Source organism: Nostoc sp. FACHB-888, assembly GCF_014696655.1.
In the GTDB taxonomy this organism is placed as follows: domain Bacteria; phylum Cyanobacteriota; class Cyanobacteriia; order Cyanobacteriales; family Nostocaceae; genus Nostoc.
The window spans coordinates 165,126-182,752 of sequence record NZ_JACJQM010000002.1; the positions used below are offsets into that span (position 1 = coordinate 165,126).

General features: G+C 40.9%; 12 protein-coding genes. 7 read left to right on the forward strand and 5 right to left on the reverse strand.

Annotated features, from left to right (window positions below; all coding sequences use genetic code 11):
* Positions 1 to 180: 180 nt before the first annotated feature.
* A complete protein-coding gene (locus tag H6G26_RS02070) occupies positions 181 to 1,119 on the reverse strand; it encodes a GIY-YIG nuclease family protein (protein WP_347242419.1) in 939 nt (312 codons plus the stop codon).
* Positions 1,120 to 1,436: 317 nt separating this feature from the next.
* Here H6G26_RS02070 and H6G26_RS02075 point away from each other — a divergent pair, with 317 nt between their 5' ends.
* Complete coding sequence (locus H6G26_RS02075) at positions 1,437 to 2,126, forward strand: class I SAM-dependent methyltransferase (RefSeq protein WP_190727681.1); 690 nt, start codon at positions 1,437 to 1,439, stop codon at positions 2,124 to 2,126.
* A 302-nt stretch (positions 2,127 to 2,428) separates the two neighbouring features.
* Here H6G26_RS02075 and H6G26_RS02080 read toward each other — a convergent pair whose 3' ends face one another.
* Positions 2,429 to 4,738, reverse strand: a complete 2,310-nt coding sequence (locus H6G26_RS02080; protein ID WP_242053557.1) for a cytochrome c peroxidase — start codon at positions 4,736 to 4,738, stop codon at positions 2,429 to 2,431.
* Positions 4,739 to 4,967: 229 nt separating this feature from the next.
* Between H6G26_RS02080 and H6G26_RS02085 the strand changes: the two genes are divergently transcribed.
* Both H6G26_RS02085 and H6G26_RS02090 read left to right on the forward strand, forming a co-directional pair.
* Positions 4,968 to 5,891, forward strand: coding sequence for a DMT family transporter (locus H6G26_RS02085; RefSeq protein WP_190727682.1), 924 nt, complete (start codon positions 4,968 to 4,970; stop codon positions 5,889 to 5,891).
* Positions 5,892 to 6,355: 464 nt separating this feature from the next.
* Entirely contained in the window at positions 6,356 to 7,999 is a 1,644-nt protein-coding gene (locus H6G26_RS02090) for an alpha/beta hydrolase (protein WP_242053558.1), read from the forward strand.
* Positions 8,000 to 8,081: 82 nt separating this feature from the next.
* Here H6G26_RS02090 and H6G26_RS02095 read toward each other — a convergent pair whose 3' ends face one another.
* Positions 8,082 to 9,890: a bluetail domain-containing putative surface protein gene (locus H6G26_RS02095; RefSeq protein ID WP_190727684.1), complete on the reverse strand. Its 1,809-nt coding sequence runs from the start codon at positions 9,888 to 9,890 to the stop codon at positions 8,082 to 8,084.
* Positions 9,891 to 10,324: 434 nt separating this feature from the next.
* Between H6G26_RS02095 and H6G26_RS02100 the strand changes: the two genes are divergently transcribed.
* The 4 genes from H6G26_RS02100 (at position 10,325) to H6G26_RS02115 (ending at position 15,775) form a co-directional block, all read left to right on the forward strand.
* A complete protein-coding gene (locus tag H6G26_RS02100) occupies positions 10,325 to 12,721 on the forward strand; it encodes an ATP-binding protein (protein ID WP_190727685.1) in 2,397 nt (798 codons plus the stop codon).
* A 52-nt stretch (positions 12,722 to 12,773) separates the two neighbouring features.
* Positions 12,774 to 13,229: a response regulator gene (locus H6G26_RS02105; protein WP_190727686.1), complete on the forward strand. Its 456-nt coding sequence runs from the start codon at positions 12,774 to 12,776 to the stop codon at positions 13,227 to 13,229.
* A gap of 282 nt (positions 13,230 to 13,511) precedes the next feature.
* On the forward strand, positions 13,512 to 15,248 hold the full coding sequence (locus tag H6G26_RS02110) for an ATP-binding protein (protein ID WP_190727687.1): 1,737 nt from the start codon (positions 13,512 to 13,514) through the stop codon (positions 15,246 to 15,248).
* Positions 15,249 to 15,412: 164 nt separating this feature from the next.
* On the forward strand, positions 15,413 to 15,775 hold the full coding sequence (locus H6G26_RS02115) for a hypothetical protein (RefSeq protein WP_190727688.1): 363 nt from the start codon (positions 15,413 to 15,415) through the stop codon (positions 15,773 to 15,775).
* A gap of 227 nt (positions 15,776 to 16,002) precedes the next feature.
* Here H6G26_RS02115 and H6G26_RS02120 read toward each other — a convergent pair whose 3' ends face one another.
* Both H6G26_RS02120 and H6G26_RS02125 read right to left on the reverse strand, forming a co-directional pair.
* Entirely contained in the window at positions 16,003 to 16,356 is a 354-nt protein-coding gene (locus H6G26_RS02120; RefSeq protein WP_190727689.1) for a Spx/MgsR family RNA polymerase-binding regulatory protein, read from the reverse strand.
* Between the two features lie 165 nt (positions 16,357 to 16,521).
* The gene (locus H6G26_RS02125; RefSeq protein WP_190727690.1) at positions 16,522 to 17,535 is read right to left on the reverse strand and encodes an alpha/beta fold hydrolase; all 1,014 of its coding nucleotides are present in this window, start codon (positions 17,533 to 17,535) and stop codon (positions 16,522 to 16,524) included.
* Positions 17,536 to 17,627 lie beyond the last annotated feature (92 nt).

Below are 17,627 nucleotides of genomic sequence, written 5' to 3' on the forward strand. Positions count from 1 at the left end.
AATTTCAGTCCATCGCTAAACGTCAGCGCTCAATCAGAAGTAGCCGAAGCTTTGTTAAATCACCTGAGTCGAGCAATAGAAAATTTGGCAGCAGTGGCAGAGTATTTGGACGGATAGCAATACAAAAGGTACTTTCTGCTTACCAATTATTAAATATTTTGTGGCGATGTGATATAAACGCTACACAGCAACTTGGATCAAGCTAGAATTTTCCTCAAGAATATTTATTTCATCTTGAGATAGTATTTTAGGTTGCATTTGTTGCAAGTCGCACAGCACGATTTTGAGATCATCAGCATTAAATTTATAGTATTCAGTTAAACTACCGATGGGATGATTAAAATCTCGATAGCGATGTTTGAAATATAATTCAACATTACCTCGATGTTCCCAGCTTGCGAGTACCCTAATTGCAACAGTTTGGTAGTGTGCAAGTAAATCTATTTCTACTTCTGCTACTCGCTTGATAACAGGTCTTTGGGTTACTCCTATTTTATGCAGAGTAGCAATATTAGTTTCAACCTCTAAAAAATATAGTTTACAAGATAAAATACGTTGAAGTTGAGCGCGATACAGTTTTAAATCAGTAAGTCTGTATGCTAAGTCTGGAGCGTTTTTGTGCTTGGCGTGTTTAAAAGCTAGCTCCAGCTTCAGTAGTTTTTTAAGTAATAGGGGCGACTGCACATCGTTGAATTGTCTGAACTCTAGCGCTCCGACAGGAACTTTTCCCAAATCACTAAATTCATACTCAGGTGGGGTTAAATAGACGTTTTTTCTTAACACCCCTGCTTTGAGTAAACCAGAAGTAACTAAGTAGGAACTAATAGGGTAGTTTTTGGCTCCGTACTCCTGCCAAAGCAACTTTAACTGTGCCAAATCCTTGCCAGATAATTGAACGTTGAAATTGTCATAGAGTGGCAGAGTTGGGAATTCTCGGTTAGCTATGGGGCGGCAGGTTTGATCATTATGAGCAAAATGATGCTCTTTCACCTTGCCTTTTTTAGCAGTTAGACTACTATTACAGTAAGGACACTTAAGTGAAGTCTTACCCCTGTTAACATCTTCAATACATATCAATATCCCATCTTCATTTACACCATATTTTAGCCACATTGTCATACCATTATTGAATAGTTAAAGTTGCTTTTACAAGTGTGCTTCAACTTTTCAAAAATGTATCTATCTTCTGGAGTAGGGTAATGTGGGTTTGAAAAATGTAATTAAAGATAAAGTTTGTATTAATTAATACTGCAAAAGTTCTTAGAGGAAAACTCAAGAACTCAACTTTCTTCTCTGCAAGCCACTACGTGAACGCTTGAATTTCAAGAATGGGAGCGATGCCTACGGCGGGCTGCGCCTACGCCAACACCGATGCGTAGCAAACATAGCATTGCCACACAACGTTTACGCCAGTTTTTAGCCAAAGGTCAGTTTTTATGTTTGAACAACAACCTGAAGATTTACGATTTTATGTTAAACAGTTAGCTACCAAAGCTTTACAAAGTTCAGAGCCATCGGCATGGTTTGAAGTTTTATATGCCGGAGCTAAAGGTGATACAGCAAAAATTCCTTGGGCAAAGTTAACTTCTCACCCTTATCTACAAGATTGGTTGACAAATCATCAACCGTTCACTTCTGGACAAAAGGCGCTAGTTATTGGTTGTGGTTTGGGAGATGATGCTGAAGCTTTAGCTCATCTAGGATTTGAGGTAACTGCTTTTGATATTTCCCCCACGGCGATCGCTTGGTGTCAAGAGCGATTTCCCAATTCGACTGTCAACTATATAGTTGCAGATTTGTTAGCAATTCCCTCACAATGGCATCAAGCTTTTAACTTTGTTTTTGAATGTCGTAATATTCAAGCTTTGCCGTTGAATGTGCGTTCTTGGGTTATCTCCTGTGTTGCCTCCATTGTTGCTCCCGGTGGCACACTTTTGCTGATTACTCGTGTTCGAGATACAGAAGTTGAACCCTCTGGCCCACCTTGGCCATTATCAGACTCGGAACTCAAACAATTTGAAAATTTGGGATTACAGCAAGTAGAAAAATTCGTGTTTTTAGAATCTGAGCAAATTGACGTTAAGCAAGTGCGGATTGAATATCAATTAACATCCTCTGAGCGCTAACCGCTTGGGTTCTGGCGGAGGTTTCCTGGGAGGTGTCAGATGAGCTACTCATAGCTCTTTTCAACAGCAGATGAGTAGTTGATTATTATTAATATTAATAGTTATTATTCGGGTTTCCGAACCGATAAATTAGAGTAAATCGTATTTTTTTTACTATCTAATGCGGACATAGCTTTAATACCAATTCACAAAAATTCTGATACATATAGATTTCCCGTAGGGGCATGGCATTGCCATGCCCCTACCAGCGTATTTGTATCATTATTAAAGTGAAATGGTATCAGCTATTTCTTGAAATGTTATTAGTTCAAGAAATTTGGTCTACGACTACCACCATTTCTACCAACAGCAGGAATTTCCAGTAAGCTATCTGTAGCTTTGCCAGTACCGTCATTGGTAACAGAAGTAGAGTTACCTGGATGTCCATTAGGAATGAACAGTTGTGGGTGGTCAAAGGGCGCTTTATCAGTGACGACTCGCTCATCAGTAAGCCCTTTCAGGAAAGCCACCAAGTCATCTTTTTCTGTTTGGCTTAATCCCAATGGACGGAGAATGCCTTCTTGGCGGAAATCTCCACCACGATTGTAGAAGTCTACCACTTGCGGCAAAGTCAAATAACTACCATTGTGGAAGTAAGGGGCGGTGAGTTCTATGTTACGTAGTCCAGGAGTCTTAAACTGCCCGTCTGCAACTACTTTGTCACTGGAGTTAACTGTAATATTGGGGCTTGAACCGAGAAGTAATGGGAATTTACCCAAAGCAGCCACCCGCGACTCCGAAAGCGGATTACCAAATGGGTCTTGACCACCAACACCAATGTCTTCTAGGGTGGGTCTAACACCGATATTGAAGTAACCTGTGTCCGAGACGGTTCTGGGGGTGGATGTGCTAGCTCTGAGCCTTTGGTTTTTGACGTTGCTAACCGAGGCACTGCTGAGTTCTAACCCACTATGGCAGAAGATGCAGGCAGCTTTGCCCTCAAACAGTTGTTTGCCTCGTTGCTGCTGCACGGTGAGGGCACTAGTGTTTCCTTCTAAGAAGCGATCGTAGGGCGTATTATTGGCAATGAGTGTAGACTCGTATAACTGAACTGCAAGCCCAAAGAACAGCGAGAAGTTATACTCCAACAGTGTGTACTCATTGGTTTTAGAAGAGTTATCAGGACTGTTGACAAAAGTCCGTTTACCTTCAGCATCAACTTGGATGAGTCGATTAGACTTCCACCACTCCGGCTTAAAGGCATCTTTAATCATCTGCTCGTAGGTTTTATCCTTCAGTCCAGGTTGAGGCGATCTACTGTCTGCACCTAAAACGCTGTCTTGTGGATGCACAACCTGTTTGCCTAGCGGTCTGAGGCTAGTTAACTTTTGCCCCAGTACTCGGGGAAGCTTTGTACCCCTAATTGACAGAGCATTTTGCAGCAGTCCACTGATAGATGTACTATTGTCAATTTGCGCCAACTTATCAGTAATTTCTTCAACGGAACTGAGTAGCGGGCCAACCAGAGTATCAGCAATATTATCTAGATCATCTAGCGGCAGCTGACTGAGAGATTTTCTCTTGTCAATTCGCCCGAACTTATCACCAATTTCTTGAAAAGTGCGACCATCAGCAGACGACTCAAAGGAACTGAGCGGCGGGCCGAGCGCCTGAGAAGCCAAAGACGAATTATTCAATCTGATTTTGACAAATTTGAGCTGATTTGGCTTTTCTGCTTTCACCACAGAGGCGTTGGGGTCTCTTAAACCGAAGGGATTCACCCCATTAAAGATATCCTGTGCGCTTCCATCCCAGAAGTTGCGGAAGTTGAATGCTGCATTAATTACGCTTGGTGTGTTACGCGGTTGGACGCGACGCACATTTGTACCTCCCACGTTAAACACCGGATCTAGCTCGGTTTTTACTTCGTCTTCCGCGCTACCAGGTTTAACATCTACAAACTTCGCATTGGAGACTCCCTGAGAGGAACTGACATCGTTACGGTCAGACACAACTGTTGTAGAATCATTTGGGTTTGACAGCTTATGGAAGGGAAAATCTTCTTTTCTTAGCTGGTAGTTTGGTGCGCCACCTACATTAAAAGCTGTATCTGGATTCACTGTACGATCAGCGTTAATCCGCAAAAGCCCAGGAGATACCTGATTTTTGGATCTATTGTCGGCTCCAGCATGGAAGTGACAAGTAGCACAGGAGGTCTGTCCGTCGCTCCCAACCTGCATATCCCAAAAAAGAGTTTTTCCTAATTTGATCGCGGCTGCTTTGTCTTTTACAAAGTCTCCAAGATTGTCAGGCTCTGGAACTGATACACTCTTAAGCGAAGCTGGCGGTTTTGTAACCTGCGCTGATACACTATTTCCAGCTATTACTGCTGCCAAAATAATGGCAGCAATTGTTATAGTCTTTGAAAATTTTGATTCCGAACGATTAAGCTTGCCATATCTAAATCTCCACTCTTGGCGCTTTATTTTTGTCACCAAAGATTTGAGCAAAAACCGACCTCTTGAAGTCAGTAGCAAGTAAATTAATAAGCCTGTAATAAAAATTACTAAGCTTACTATGGGTAAAATTCCCATATGTTTTTGTACTAGAACAACACCGGGGAAATTATACATCCGTAATCAAATTTCAAATGTAATATTATTGTAAAGAATTACAAATATTACAAATTTTATGTAAACAAAAAACGCCATAGGGCTACCAAAAAGTAGGGTAGAATAAGCTGTTCTAGATTTATTGAACTGGCATTAAAATGCTTTATCTACAAGAGCTTGATAAAATTTAAGTATGCAAATTAGATATGTTCTAATTTATCCTCAGCCCTACTTTAAGTAAAATATTTTAATGTCACTACATCAAAGTTCTGGTCGCTGGCGCTTAGGGCTAGCTTTATCGCTATTGACGGTCTTATTGTGGGGAATTTTACCTATTGCTCTGACGGTAACTCTACAAGTACTTGATGTCTATACAGTCATTTGGTTTCGCTTTTTTATATCTTTCTTACTGCTTGGTATGTATTTAGGGATACGCGGTAAATTACCAAAGTTAGAACAACTGCGTTCTGCTTCTTGGAAATTATTAGCGATCGCTACACTCTTTTTAGGGATTAATTACTTTCTATTCATGCAAGGTTTAGCACTAACATCGCCTGCGAACGCTGAAGTTCTCATTCAATTATCTACCCTTTTATTAGGTTTTGGAGGGTTAGTGATTTTTAAAGAACGTTATCGGCTGTATCAATGGATTGGTGTAAGTGTAATGATTTGCGGTTATCTTTTATTTTTTCGGGAACAACTAACAAATTTAATTACAGCGCATGGCACATACATACTAGGTAGTCTTTTGATTGTGCTAGGAGCAATGGCATGGGCTATTTATGCTTTAGCACAAAAGCAGTTATTACAATCTTTATCTTCTCCTAGTATCATGCTGATTATTTACGGGGGATGTGCTTTATTATTCACTCCTCTAGCTAAAATAAAATCACTTTTTATACTTGATAGTTTCCATTTATTAATACTGATTTTTTGTGCTTTGAATACTTTAATCGCTTACGGTGCTTTTGCCGAAGCCTTAGAACATTGGGAAGCATCACGAGTTAGTGCAGTATTAGCTTTAGCTCCCATTGTGACATTAATATCAGTCGCGGTTGTATCAGTTATTGCTCCTAATTGGATACCATTAGAACACTTCAGCTTCATAGCAATATTAGGAGCGAGTTTAGTAGTCACAGGTTCAGTAGCGATCGCACTGGGAAAAACTAATTAAGAAGAATACCTTTCAGGATTTATACTGGCTTTTTCATTGAGTGAATTTGTGCCATCTTCAAAGCTACAATATAAATACTGAGGCAGAGTATTTTTTATTTGTTATGATTTGATAGTGAAGGCAAACTACGAGAGTCAGCCTCTTATAAAATGGATATTTTACCCATCTACTTGACTCTGTAGTATCTGATTTTTGACATTGTAGCCAAGAAAGAAAATTCTTGAAGAAGAATTCAGAAATCAGAATTTAGTAGTCAGAATTAATTATTAGAGCAGTCTAACTCCTAAATTCTGTTTTGATAAAATCCAGGCTAATAACTTTAAGTAAACCAAGCAGGGCGCCCGAATAACTACCAAAGCCAACACCTGATAAAACCAGACCACCGAAATAGTTGAGCGATGAATAGTTTGTTTGGTAATTGGGCCAGCACCCTGAGAAAAAATTCCCTATTGCTGGTTCTTTCAATGGTGCTGCCAACATTTGGAATTAGTAATTCTGTATTGGCAGCAGAGCAGATTTATGCATCTTATTCAGGTTTAGAGCTTTCCATTTCAGTCGCTACTTTAGAAAACTACGCTAAAACAGGTGTAATTAACGAAGATTTGGCAGCTTATCAGCAATATCTGCCTCTACAACAGCTTCAAGAATTGCGACAGATTTTACTCAATCGTGTGAAAGTCAGTCCAGTAGTAGTTTCGCAACTTCTCTACACACCGCAAGGAGAATTTTTGCTGCAACGGTTAGCGCGAGTCATTAAAAGCAGTCACCCAGAACCAGGATTTGGTACTTTACGTTCGGCGCTAATTTTAGCCTCTGCTGAATCGTCCGGCTTGACACTTTTGAATGTGTTGCGGAAATATCCCACCAGCAGCATTCGCCTTGATGTCGCAGAGACTTTGGAAATAGCTACAGAATTGGAGAAACTTGTTAACCAAACCCATCGAGCGATCACAGCAGTTTCCCAAGGGTCTAAAATAGAAGCTGCTACTATCAAACAACCAAATTTATCGCAATTACCTGATTTACAAGTTCCGGGAAAGTTGAAGTCGCAAAAATACACCCTAAAGTTTTTTGACTCAACACGTAATCGGCTTTTATTAACTGATGTTTATATTCCCAATGTCCAGAATACCGCACCCATAATTGTGATTTCTCACGGCTTGGGTTTAGATAGCAGCAACTTTCAATATTTAGCCACTCACCTAGCTTCTTACGGATTCGCCGTCGTCGTTCCCAATCATCCTGGTAGTGATGCTAAACAATTACATTCTCTGTTAAATAGACGCGCCAGTGAAATAGCAGAACCAAGTGAATTTAAAGACAGACCTTTAGATGTCACATATATCCTGAATCAATTGGAAAAAGGTAATCAATCTGATTCACGGTTTAAAGGTCGCCTAAATCTGCAACAAGTGGGAGTATTTGGTCAATCATTGGGAGGCTACACAGCCTTAGCCCTAGCAGGCGCTAAAATCAACTTTGAGCAGCTAGAACAAGACTGTCAACCAGCAGCACTGCAAAATACCTGGAATATGTCTTTACTGCTTCAGTGTCGCGCTTTAGAATTGAGCATCAGCAAGTCTGGCAAGGATTATAACCTGCGAGATGAGAGAGTGAAAGCTGCGATCGCAGTTAATCCCATTACTAGTTCTATTTTCGGCAAAGCTGGCTTAAGCCAAATTAAAACTCCAGTGATGATTGTCAGCAGTAGTGATGATACAGTTGCACCAGCTTTATCGGAGCAAATTCTACCTTTCTCCTGGCTTGCAAATTCACAAAAGTATCTCGTCATGCTTGTAGGTGGCACTCACTTTTCCACCATTGGCAATGGCAACCCCGCAAATCAACAAGTAGCATTACCTGCCGATATGATTGGCGATGCCTCCCAAGCGCGTCGTTACATGAATGTTTTGAGTTTACCTTTCTTCCAAACTTATGTTGTAGGAAAACCGCAATATATTTCTTACCTAAACGCCGCCTACACTCAAAGCATTTCTAGTAAGTCGCTTGGTTTGAATCTCGTCAAGTCGTTGGATACAACCGAATTAGCACAACTGCTGGATATTAAAGGAGCCAAACCCGCAAAAAAAAACTCCCCAACACCATAGTCAGCTTCGGATTTTGGATGTTGGATATTGGTATTGCATTGCTGCATGTGATGATTTTTATTTGACTTTGTACAGACGTAAGTTAAACAATCGCTAAATCAGTTAAGTCGCCTTTGTAGCCACTAATCTCAACAACAGCATCAGTAAGGGCAAAAAATCCATTACTACTGTCATTGAGTGCCACAAAAGTCCGCCCATTATTGCCTGTACCTAAGGTAAAAGTTGCCGCACCTTTAGCCACAAAAGCAGTTGTACTCAATATCTGTTGTACGTCTGACAGATTCAAACTTGCAACCGAGCCAAGTTGAAGCAAATTGGTGGCTGAAACTGCATTCAGACCATCAATTTTATCTTCACCGATTTTTAGGTCAGTAATTTTATCAAAACTAGACAGCAGCGAATCACTTAGGTTGTTGATTACAAATTCATCATTCCCACAACCGCCTGTGAGGGTATCACTACCAGCGCCACCGTTGAGGATATCATTACCGTTACCAGCAACTATTTTGTCATTTCCTGCTAATCCAAATAGTTTATCGTTGCCGTTTTTCCCGAAAATTTGATCGTTGCCAGTTCCACCAGTGAGTGTATCTTTACAACTGCTACCGTATAAGGTTTTATTCGGTACATTTGCATCGTTGGTGGTTGTACTGAGCAGTTGACCGTTGGCATCATATAAATAACTGGCAACTGCATCAATAATACCATCGCTGTTATTGTCAATATCTGCTGAAGTTAGTTTGCCATCGGCATCGTAGTTGTAACTGGTAATCTCGTCAGCCAGGCCATTATTATTTTTGTCAACTACCTGTGCAGTGAGTTTGTTGTTAGCATCGTAGCTGTAAGCAGTTACCTCATCAATGATGCCATCCTGATTATTGTCAATCTTCTGTGTAGTTAGTTTTCCCTTAGCATCGTAGCTATAGATACCAACTGCATCAATTACATCATCATTATTAAAATCATAACTGGCGCTTGTAAGTCCATAGATATAGGTAGTCACACTTTCAGCTATGCCGTCGGACTTTAAGCCATAGATACCATCAGTTTCGCCCTCGCTATTGTAGTCAGAGCTAGAGGATGTCAGATTGCCGTTGGCATTATAAGTATAGGTTGTGACACTCTCAGCTATGCCGTCGCCAATGTAGTCTAGGCTTGCCGATAACCGATTGCCCTTGGCATCATAAGTATAAGTTTCGACATAATCAGCTACGGGGTCCCCGGCTTCGCCAGTAAAGAAAAAATTAATTATGCCGTTGCTGTCATAGTCTTTGCTTTCCGATGTCAAGTTGCCGTTGACATCATAAGTATAAGTTGTTATCTCATCACCGACGCCGTCGCCGTTATAGTCGGGGCTAGAGGATGTCAGGTTGCCCTTGGCATCATAAGTATAGGTATAGGTTGTGACGCTCTCAGCGATGCCGTTGCCGTTATAGTCATTGCTAGAGGATGTCAGGTTGCCCTTGGCATCATAAGTATAGGTTGTTACAGAATCAGGAATGCCGTCGCCGTTGTTGTCATCGCTAGAGGATGTCTGGTTGCCCTTGGCATCATAAGTATAACTTTTTACAGAATCAGGAATGGCGTCGCCGTTGTAGTCATAGCTAAAGGATGTCTGGTTACCCTTGGCATCATAAGTATAACTTTTTACAGAATCAGGAATGTTGTCACTCTTGTTGTCATCGCTAGAGGATATCTGGTTGCCCTTGGCATCATAAGTATAGGTTGTTACATAATAAGGAATTACGTCACCGTTGCCGTAAGAGCTTTCCGATATCAGGTTATAGCCGTAGTTAATAACTGAGTCTATTGTCCCATCACTGTTGTTGTCTATGCTCTGGGATATCAGTTTGCCGTCAGCATCGTAAGTATAAGTTGTGGTTGAGGTCATAAACTTATGTTCCCAAATAAATATTTGTATGGCTCCAGTCGGGTACTGTTAAACCGCGTCCACCTTGAAAACTGTAGTTCTTTCCGTATGAACAGAAAAAACCCTCATACCCCAGCCCCTTCTCCCAAATTTGGGAGAAGGGGAGCCGGAAATAAGTCCCTTCCCCTACTAGGGTGAGGGCAAAAACTACGGTTTTCAAAATAGATGAGGTTTATGTGTTTAATCACAATTTATTTTAAGAGCAGTAGCAAAAATGCGTATATCAGCATTATAAATACTTCGTAATCAATGCTGAATACAGCACTCGGTTGCACAACATACTCTTGTTATGTGAATAGCACTTATAGAACCCATTTGACATCTTAGGATATACTTTAAAGAAATGTGACATTTAATTGCGCTATTGTAAAAATCAGCTTTACATAAGTTGATTTATGAGGCAGCCTGAAAATACTATTACCCAAGCTACTGCTCTGACTAACCACGATCGCAAACCTATCCACATACCTGGCTCTATTCAACCTCATGGCGTTCTACTAGCACTCAGTACCCAGCTAGAGATAGTGCAAGTTAGCAACAATACCCAAGTATATTTGGGCAAAGAGCCAGAAGATTTGCTTGGTCAACCATTGAGCCATTTGCTAGAATCTCAACAAATGGAAGCTGTAAAGCAGTGCTTGGCAAAAAAAATTGGCATTGCTAATGCTTTTAAAGTATCAATAAATACTTTGCATCAGGAACGATACTTTGACGGCATTGTTCATCGTACAGAAGAGGCTGTGATTCTGGAGTTAGAACCGACTGACTCAAAATCTGAGATGAGTTTTTTAGACTTTCATGCTTTGGCGGGTGAAGCGATCGCTAAAATGCAAAGGACATCAAACCTGATAGAATTTTTGCATATAGTAGCTGAAGAAGTCCAAAAAATCATCGGCTTTGATCGGGTAATGGTCTATAAATTTGACCAGTCCGGAGCGGGTTCTGTAATTTCGGAAGTTAAACGGGAAGATTTATCACCTTATTTAGGACTCCACTATCCCGCTACAGATATTCCAGCGCAGGCTAGGGAGTTATACACACGCTGCTTTCTGCGATTTCTCCCCGATTTGATAGCCGAACCTATTAAACTAGTTCCACCGGAAAATCCGACAATACATCAGCCTCTTGACTTAAGTTACTCTCTGCTACGAAGTTTTGATTCATGTTGTGCTGAATATCATCAAAATATGGGAGTAAAGGCTCTTTTGGTGATTTCGCTCATTCAAGAGCAGAAGCTTTGGGGATTAATATCTTGCCATCATTTAACACCAAAGTATATTTCTTACGAAGTGCTAAAGATGTGCGAATTTTTGGGACAGATTGTGTCTTCTGAATTAGCGCATAAAATTAGTTATTCAGAATGGAACTATAAGGTAAAACTGAAATCACTACAGGCTGATTTTTTAGAGTCTATTTCTCAGGCAGATAATTTTATTGATGCTTTAATTAAACCTGAAATCCGCTTGCTGGATCTTGTTAGTGCCTCTGGAGCTGCGGTTTGTCTGGATAATGAAATTAACTTTGTGGGAGCAACACCGAATATTCATGAAGTTCGGGCGTTAATTGAATGGGCGGATATTCAAGTTAATGACAACCTGTTTTTCACTAATTCTCTGCCGAAACTTTACCCAGAGGCGCTCATCTTTAAAGATACTGCCAGTGGCTTGCTGCTACTGCGAATTTCTAAAGTCCGACGCTATTATATTCTTTGGTTTCGCCCTGAAGTTATCCAAACGGTAAACTGGGCAGGTAATCCCAACGAATCCATTCAAGCTCAGATGGATGGTAGCCTTATTCTATGTCCACGAAAATCCTTTGAACAATGGCAAGAAACGGTTAGATTAACTTCTCTACCTTGGGAAACTTGCGAACTTGAGAGTGCGATCGCTCTGAGTAATGCGATCGTTGGTATTGTACTATCTAAGGCGGATGAGCTAGCTAAAATCAACCTAGAATTAGAGCGTAGCAACCGGGAATTAGCCTCCTTTGCCTACGCCGCTTCCCATGACCTCAAAGAGCCTTTGCGGGGAATTTATAACTTCTCGACGGTGCTGCTAGAAGATTATGCCCAAGTCTTAGATGATGAGGGAATAGAGTGTTTGCAAACAGTAGTGTCCTTGTCTATACGCATGGAAACTCTAATTAATGCTCTGCTGCGACTCTCGCAGTTAGGACAAGCACAACTGCGAGAGCAAGCAACTGACCTCAATGAATTGCTCAACCAAGTAATTGATGTCTTTCGTGCTAGTCGCCAAGACTCTGCGCTTGTGGATATTCGCATTCCCCGGCCTTTACCAACAGTTCAGTGTGACCGAGTTCTCGTTAATGAAGTCTTCAGTAATCTCCTCGGCAATGCATTTAAATACAACGATAAGCCAGAGCAATGGGTTGAGATTGGCTACCTTTCTCAAGAAGAGGAGCAGGGAGCAGGGAGCAGGGAGCAGGGGGCAGGGAGCAGGGGGCAGGGGGCAGGGGGAGCAGGGGGAGCAGGGGAAGCAGGGGAAGATGAACTATTGATTATTGACCAATCCCCAATTCCCAATTCCCAATTCCCAATCTTCAATTCCCAATTCCCAATCTTTTATATCCGAGATAACGGTATTGGTATTCCACAGCATCACTTAGAAACTATTTTTCGACTATTTAAGCGGCTCCACTCGCAGGAAAAGTACGGTGGAGGAGCAGGTGCAGGACTAGCTATTGTTAAGAAGATTGTTGAGCTTCATAATGGTCAAATTTGGGTTGAATCTACTGTAGGCGTTAGCTCAATTTTCTATTTCACCCTGGAATAGTTTAAGATAATAACCAAATATATATTTTTGTTAAGTTCTTTTAAGACCACGAATGACAAAAAAACTTCATGAACCTCTGCTTGTTGTTGAGGACAGCAATGAAGATTTTCGGATGCTACAACGTCTGATGCGGCACATGTCCGTCCAGAACCCCATACATCGTTGTACTAATGGGGATGAGGTTTTAGAATTCCTTCATCAACAAGGAAGCGAAGCCTTACGCAACTCTAAAGTAGCACTACGACCTTCTGTTATCTTGCTCGATCTAAATTTGCCAGGTATTGATGGCCGTGACATTTTAGATCGGCTTAAGCAAGATAAGAGTTTCAAGGAAATCCCCATTGTTGTTTTTACCACATCATCTAACCCCAAAGATATTGAACTGTGCTACCAAAAGGGCGCAAATGGATATCTGGTAAAGCCGATGGATGCTCAGGAACTAAAAAAGACGATTCAAGCATTTGTGGACTATTGGCTTGAAGCGAATATGCCGCCAGTCTTGGATTAATTTGTTTATTCTCTGTCGATGAGGCACTAGGGAAAAAAGGATAACAAAGGAGACGGCTCAGAGGACACAGAGACACTTTCCTCCTTGAGTCACTGTGTCTGTTTGTCTCTTTTAAATGCATTTTCCCCATTTTCTTGTTTTATGAATATTTGTATTACTTTAGAATTACTAAAGAATTTAGATTTTATTTACACTTATTTTATATTATTTTTAGAATTATGCAATAAAAACACAATCTGGATAAAAAGGATCTACATGGCTCCCTAAGCCTCATACTTGTATATGTTGGACACATGGACGCTACTCATCATCGATGATTGTGCAGCAGATCGAAAAATCTATCGTCGATATCTGTTGAAAGATCCGCACCAGTCCTACCAGATTTTGGAGGCAGACTGTGCAGAAGAAGCACTTGCTTTATGCCAAAAAATGCGGTTTGATGTCATCCTCCTAGATTTTTGCCTACCTGATATGAGTGGGTTAGAACTCTTCGATCAGATGCAGCAGGAGATATTGGAGACATCTGTCCCTGTGATTATGTTGACAGGGCGTGGTGATGAAGAAATAGCTGTGCAAGCAATGAAACAAGGTGCTTTGGATTATTTGGTCAAGCAAAATCTGACACAGGATGTGCTGCAAATAACAGTCCGCAACGCCATCAAACAATCGTGCTTGCAAGCCCAACTCAACAAAACTCAAGAGCAACAACGCTTAATTGCCACGACTGCTTTACGAATTCGCCAGTCTCTTAACCTAGAGGAAATTTTGAATACGGCTGTAACTGAGGTACAGCAACTTTTGAAGTGCGATCGCGTGATGGTGTATCAGTTCGCCCCAGATAGCGACGGTAAAATAGTTGCCTCCTCAGTTGAGCCATGCCGCACTGTAACATTGTGCGATCGCGTCGGGGCTAGGGAAGAAGCAGGGGAGCAGGGAGCGGGGAGCAGGGAGCAGAGGAAGGAAAGAGGTCAATTAATTACTTATTCTCCCCCTTGCACGCTGCACCCTGCCCCTCTGCCTCTTCTGCCCAATCCCCAATCCCCCATCCCTTATAACTATGAGTTTGGCTTGTGTAATTGTCTCAGCCTGAAAGAGCAATTTAATACTAAGGCAAATCTGGTAGTTCCTATTAATCTGAGTAACAATGGGAACCCAACCCCCAAACTTTGGGGTTTGTTGATTGCTGACCATAATTCTGGGGAACGACAGTGGCAAACTGATGATGCCCAAATGCTCAATGAAGTCTCAGTGCAACTAGCGATCGCCATCCAACAAGCGGAATTGCTAGCCCAAACTCAAGCAGCGCTTGCCAAAGAAAAGCAACTCAATGTATTTAAATCTCAAATCATTGCAACGGTTTCCCATGAGTATCGAACGCCACTAACTTCAATTCTTGCGGCTGCATCAACTTTGGTAAAACATAGCCAGCAACTGGATGAGTCTAAACAACAGAGGTTCTTGGGAATCATTGAACAGAAAGCAAGGTATATGTCCAAGCTAGTGGATAATATGCTTCTAGTTAACCAATTTGAACTGGAAAAATCCAAAATTAAGCCTATTCTGCTCGATCTACTGCAATTTTTTTCTGATCTGATAGAACAAGAGCGAGAAACAGTAAGCGATCGCCACGAATTGATTTTTCAAATTACTGGTAATAACCAGGGCTTTTGGGGCGATCGCGGACTTTTGCAGCAAATTTTTATTAACTTAATATCCAATGCAATTAAGTACTCTCCAGATGGAGGTACTGTAGAATTCCACCTGATCGGTAAAGAATCACAAGTAATCTTTTATATCAAAGATCAGGGAATTGGTATCCCAATGGCAGATCAAGAAAATTTGTTTCAATCCTTCAGCCGTGGAAGTAATGTTGACACAATCCCCGGTACAGGATTAGGGCTAGCGATCGCTAAAGCTTGTGTCGATTTACATGGTGGTGATATCACCTTGTCTAGTCAAGTAGGGCAAGGAACTAAAGTTACAGTTAGCTTACCAAAGGCCTGTCCATTTGCTTCATAACAGATGCACATCATCTGGTTGCCCGTCGTAGTTAGCATTTTCACATTTAATATAAGTACTTTTATTACTTTTGCGGTACTCAAGTTTGTGAATTCTGAACTACATAGTTACTCAACTTCAGTATTAAATAAAATTAGTAACAATAGTCTAGGAAAAGCAAAGACGTGAACCGTTTCAAAAAGCTATCCTTAATCGCATTTCTGCTATTAGCCTTTGTGTACCCACCTGCTTTAGCTGAAGCCAAAGATAATACTTTAGATAATGTTCTCAATGAACATCTTGATGTAGAGACAAAATTAATTGGAGAGCAAAGTGAAGAGCTTTTGTTAGCTCATCGACGGACTCGAGGACGTTATCATAGACGGCAACGGACTAGACAATATTATTATCAACGCCAACGTAATCGACGACATTATTATAGACGACGCTATCGTTCTATACGTTATCACGGACAACCATATCGTCATGGACAATGGGAACTTGTGCGTGATCGTCATGGGCGATTAATATATCATTGGCAGCGTTAATAGTAAACTTTATACCCAATTTTCCCAGAGAATATTTATGCGTAAATCCTAATATAGGTGGACTTGTTCGAGATAAGTAAAACGATTGGAAACAGGAAAAACTTAGCTATATCAAGAACATGAACTAGGCTAAAACACTCTTCACTTCTGCCTTTCATCCTTCGGCTTGGTGCAGCAATGTAATTGATAATTTAACCTCGATATTACCAAATTGCGTTGCTCCTTGACTAAAGCCCTAATTTTTCTTGAACGACTGCCTCATCTTTAAAGCCGACCAGCACAGCTGTTCCATCTTTGACGAAAAGTGGACGTTTGAGCAGCATTGCGTCGTGAGTAAATGCATCAATCCACTGTTCATGCGTCCAAGTCTTTTTTTGATCTCCTAAAGCGCGGTAGGATTGACCAGAGGTATTTCGCATGGGAGCAAAACTCAAAGACTTTACCCAGTTTTGGATCTGCTCACGGGTCGGCGGAGTCTCTCTGGTGTTGATAAACTCATAGTTAATTCCGTTGTCTTGGAGCCACGTCAAAGCTTTTTTGCAAGTGCCGCAGTTTGGAATACCGTAGACTTGAATAGACATAAAACAATTAAAACAATCTGCATATATGACATAGCTAGTATAACTTCTGCAATTGAATCTCTGCGGCAGAAATTTATAGCGATCGCTCGAAAGCGACTAATATTTATACTGGACTACACATATTTTTTGAGTCTCTTCGTTTTTTTTGCAAAATTGGGATGCTCACTAGGAATTTGGATTAATGCATTTGAGATGCTCACAGCCGAAAGCTTGAGTCATCATTGCAGATAGCTGTTGAGAAACTTGCCTATCAAAGTTGAGTTCTCGCATGATTTGGTCATGTGCTTGTCCCTGCGTGATCCGCTTTGCCATTTGCTCAAACTCTACCCAAGTCAAATCACTCTCAACAAATGCTTTCGCAAGGGTAATTATCAGTTCCTCATAATCATTGTCTTCCAGTTTCGTCATCATTCGGTGTTCGATTTGAAGTGAATCATCGAAACAGTAATACCAAGATTTTGGTTGCTGCTTAAGTACTCTTCGGAAAAAATCTTGCTGTTTCGAGCGACTAACAGCATGATCTGCTTCACTACATACCATTAAGATAGGGGCAGAAACACAGCCTTGAGCCTTTTCTAAAACCTGATATCCTAATTCCAGAAATATCCGTAATGCCTTAAGACGAAAACCTTTATAACCAAAATTACCAGGTGCATCTTTGTTGAACCATTCAAAGTAAATTGGCAAGATTTTTATAAGTAAATCGAATAGTGAATAGCGGCTACCCAAATAAGGCGTGAACAATAAGGTGCAGTCAATCTGCTCAGGATGCTCTAAAGCTAACCAAGCAGCTAAAGTTCCACCAGTTGATAATCCACCAATCACAACTTCTTGACCTAGGGTTTTTGCAATCTGTAACCATTTAATTACAAATTCTTGATAAATCTTAATATCTGTTGGCAGGGGTGGAGGGTTTTGATGCCTCCAGTCACCGGAGCGTCCATGACCGGGTTGTAAAGGAGTCAAAACGTTATATCCCATGTTAAAAAAGGCTTTACCGAGCGGCTCGAACTGGTAAGGGCCTGCTGTAAAACCATGCAAAAATAAAAAAACTTTTGATCTAAAATCAGGGTGAATCAAAAATTTTGAACGACAGGCTTCATTCTTTAGACCCAGTGTAGATTCTAATTGGTGAACTTGCTCCAGGATTTCTGCTGTTTTTTGAATGCCAGTTTTCATTGATTCCCGGTCGTATTTACAGATATCAACTTATTTTATTAACTTAATATTTACTACGTATCTAGCAGAGGATATGTTTCAAGCCTTCTAGA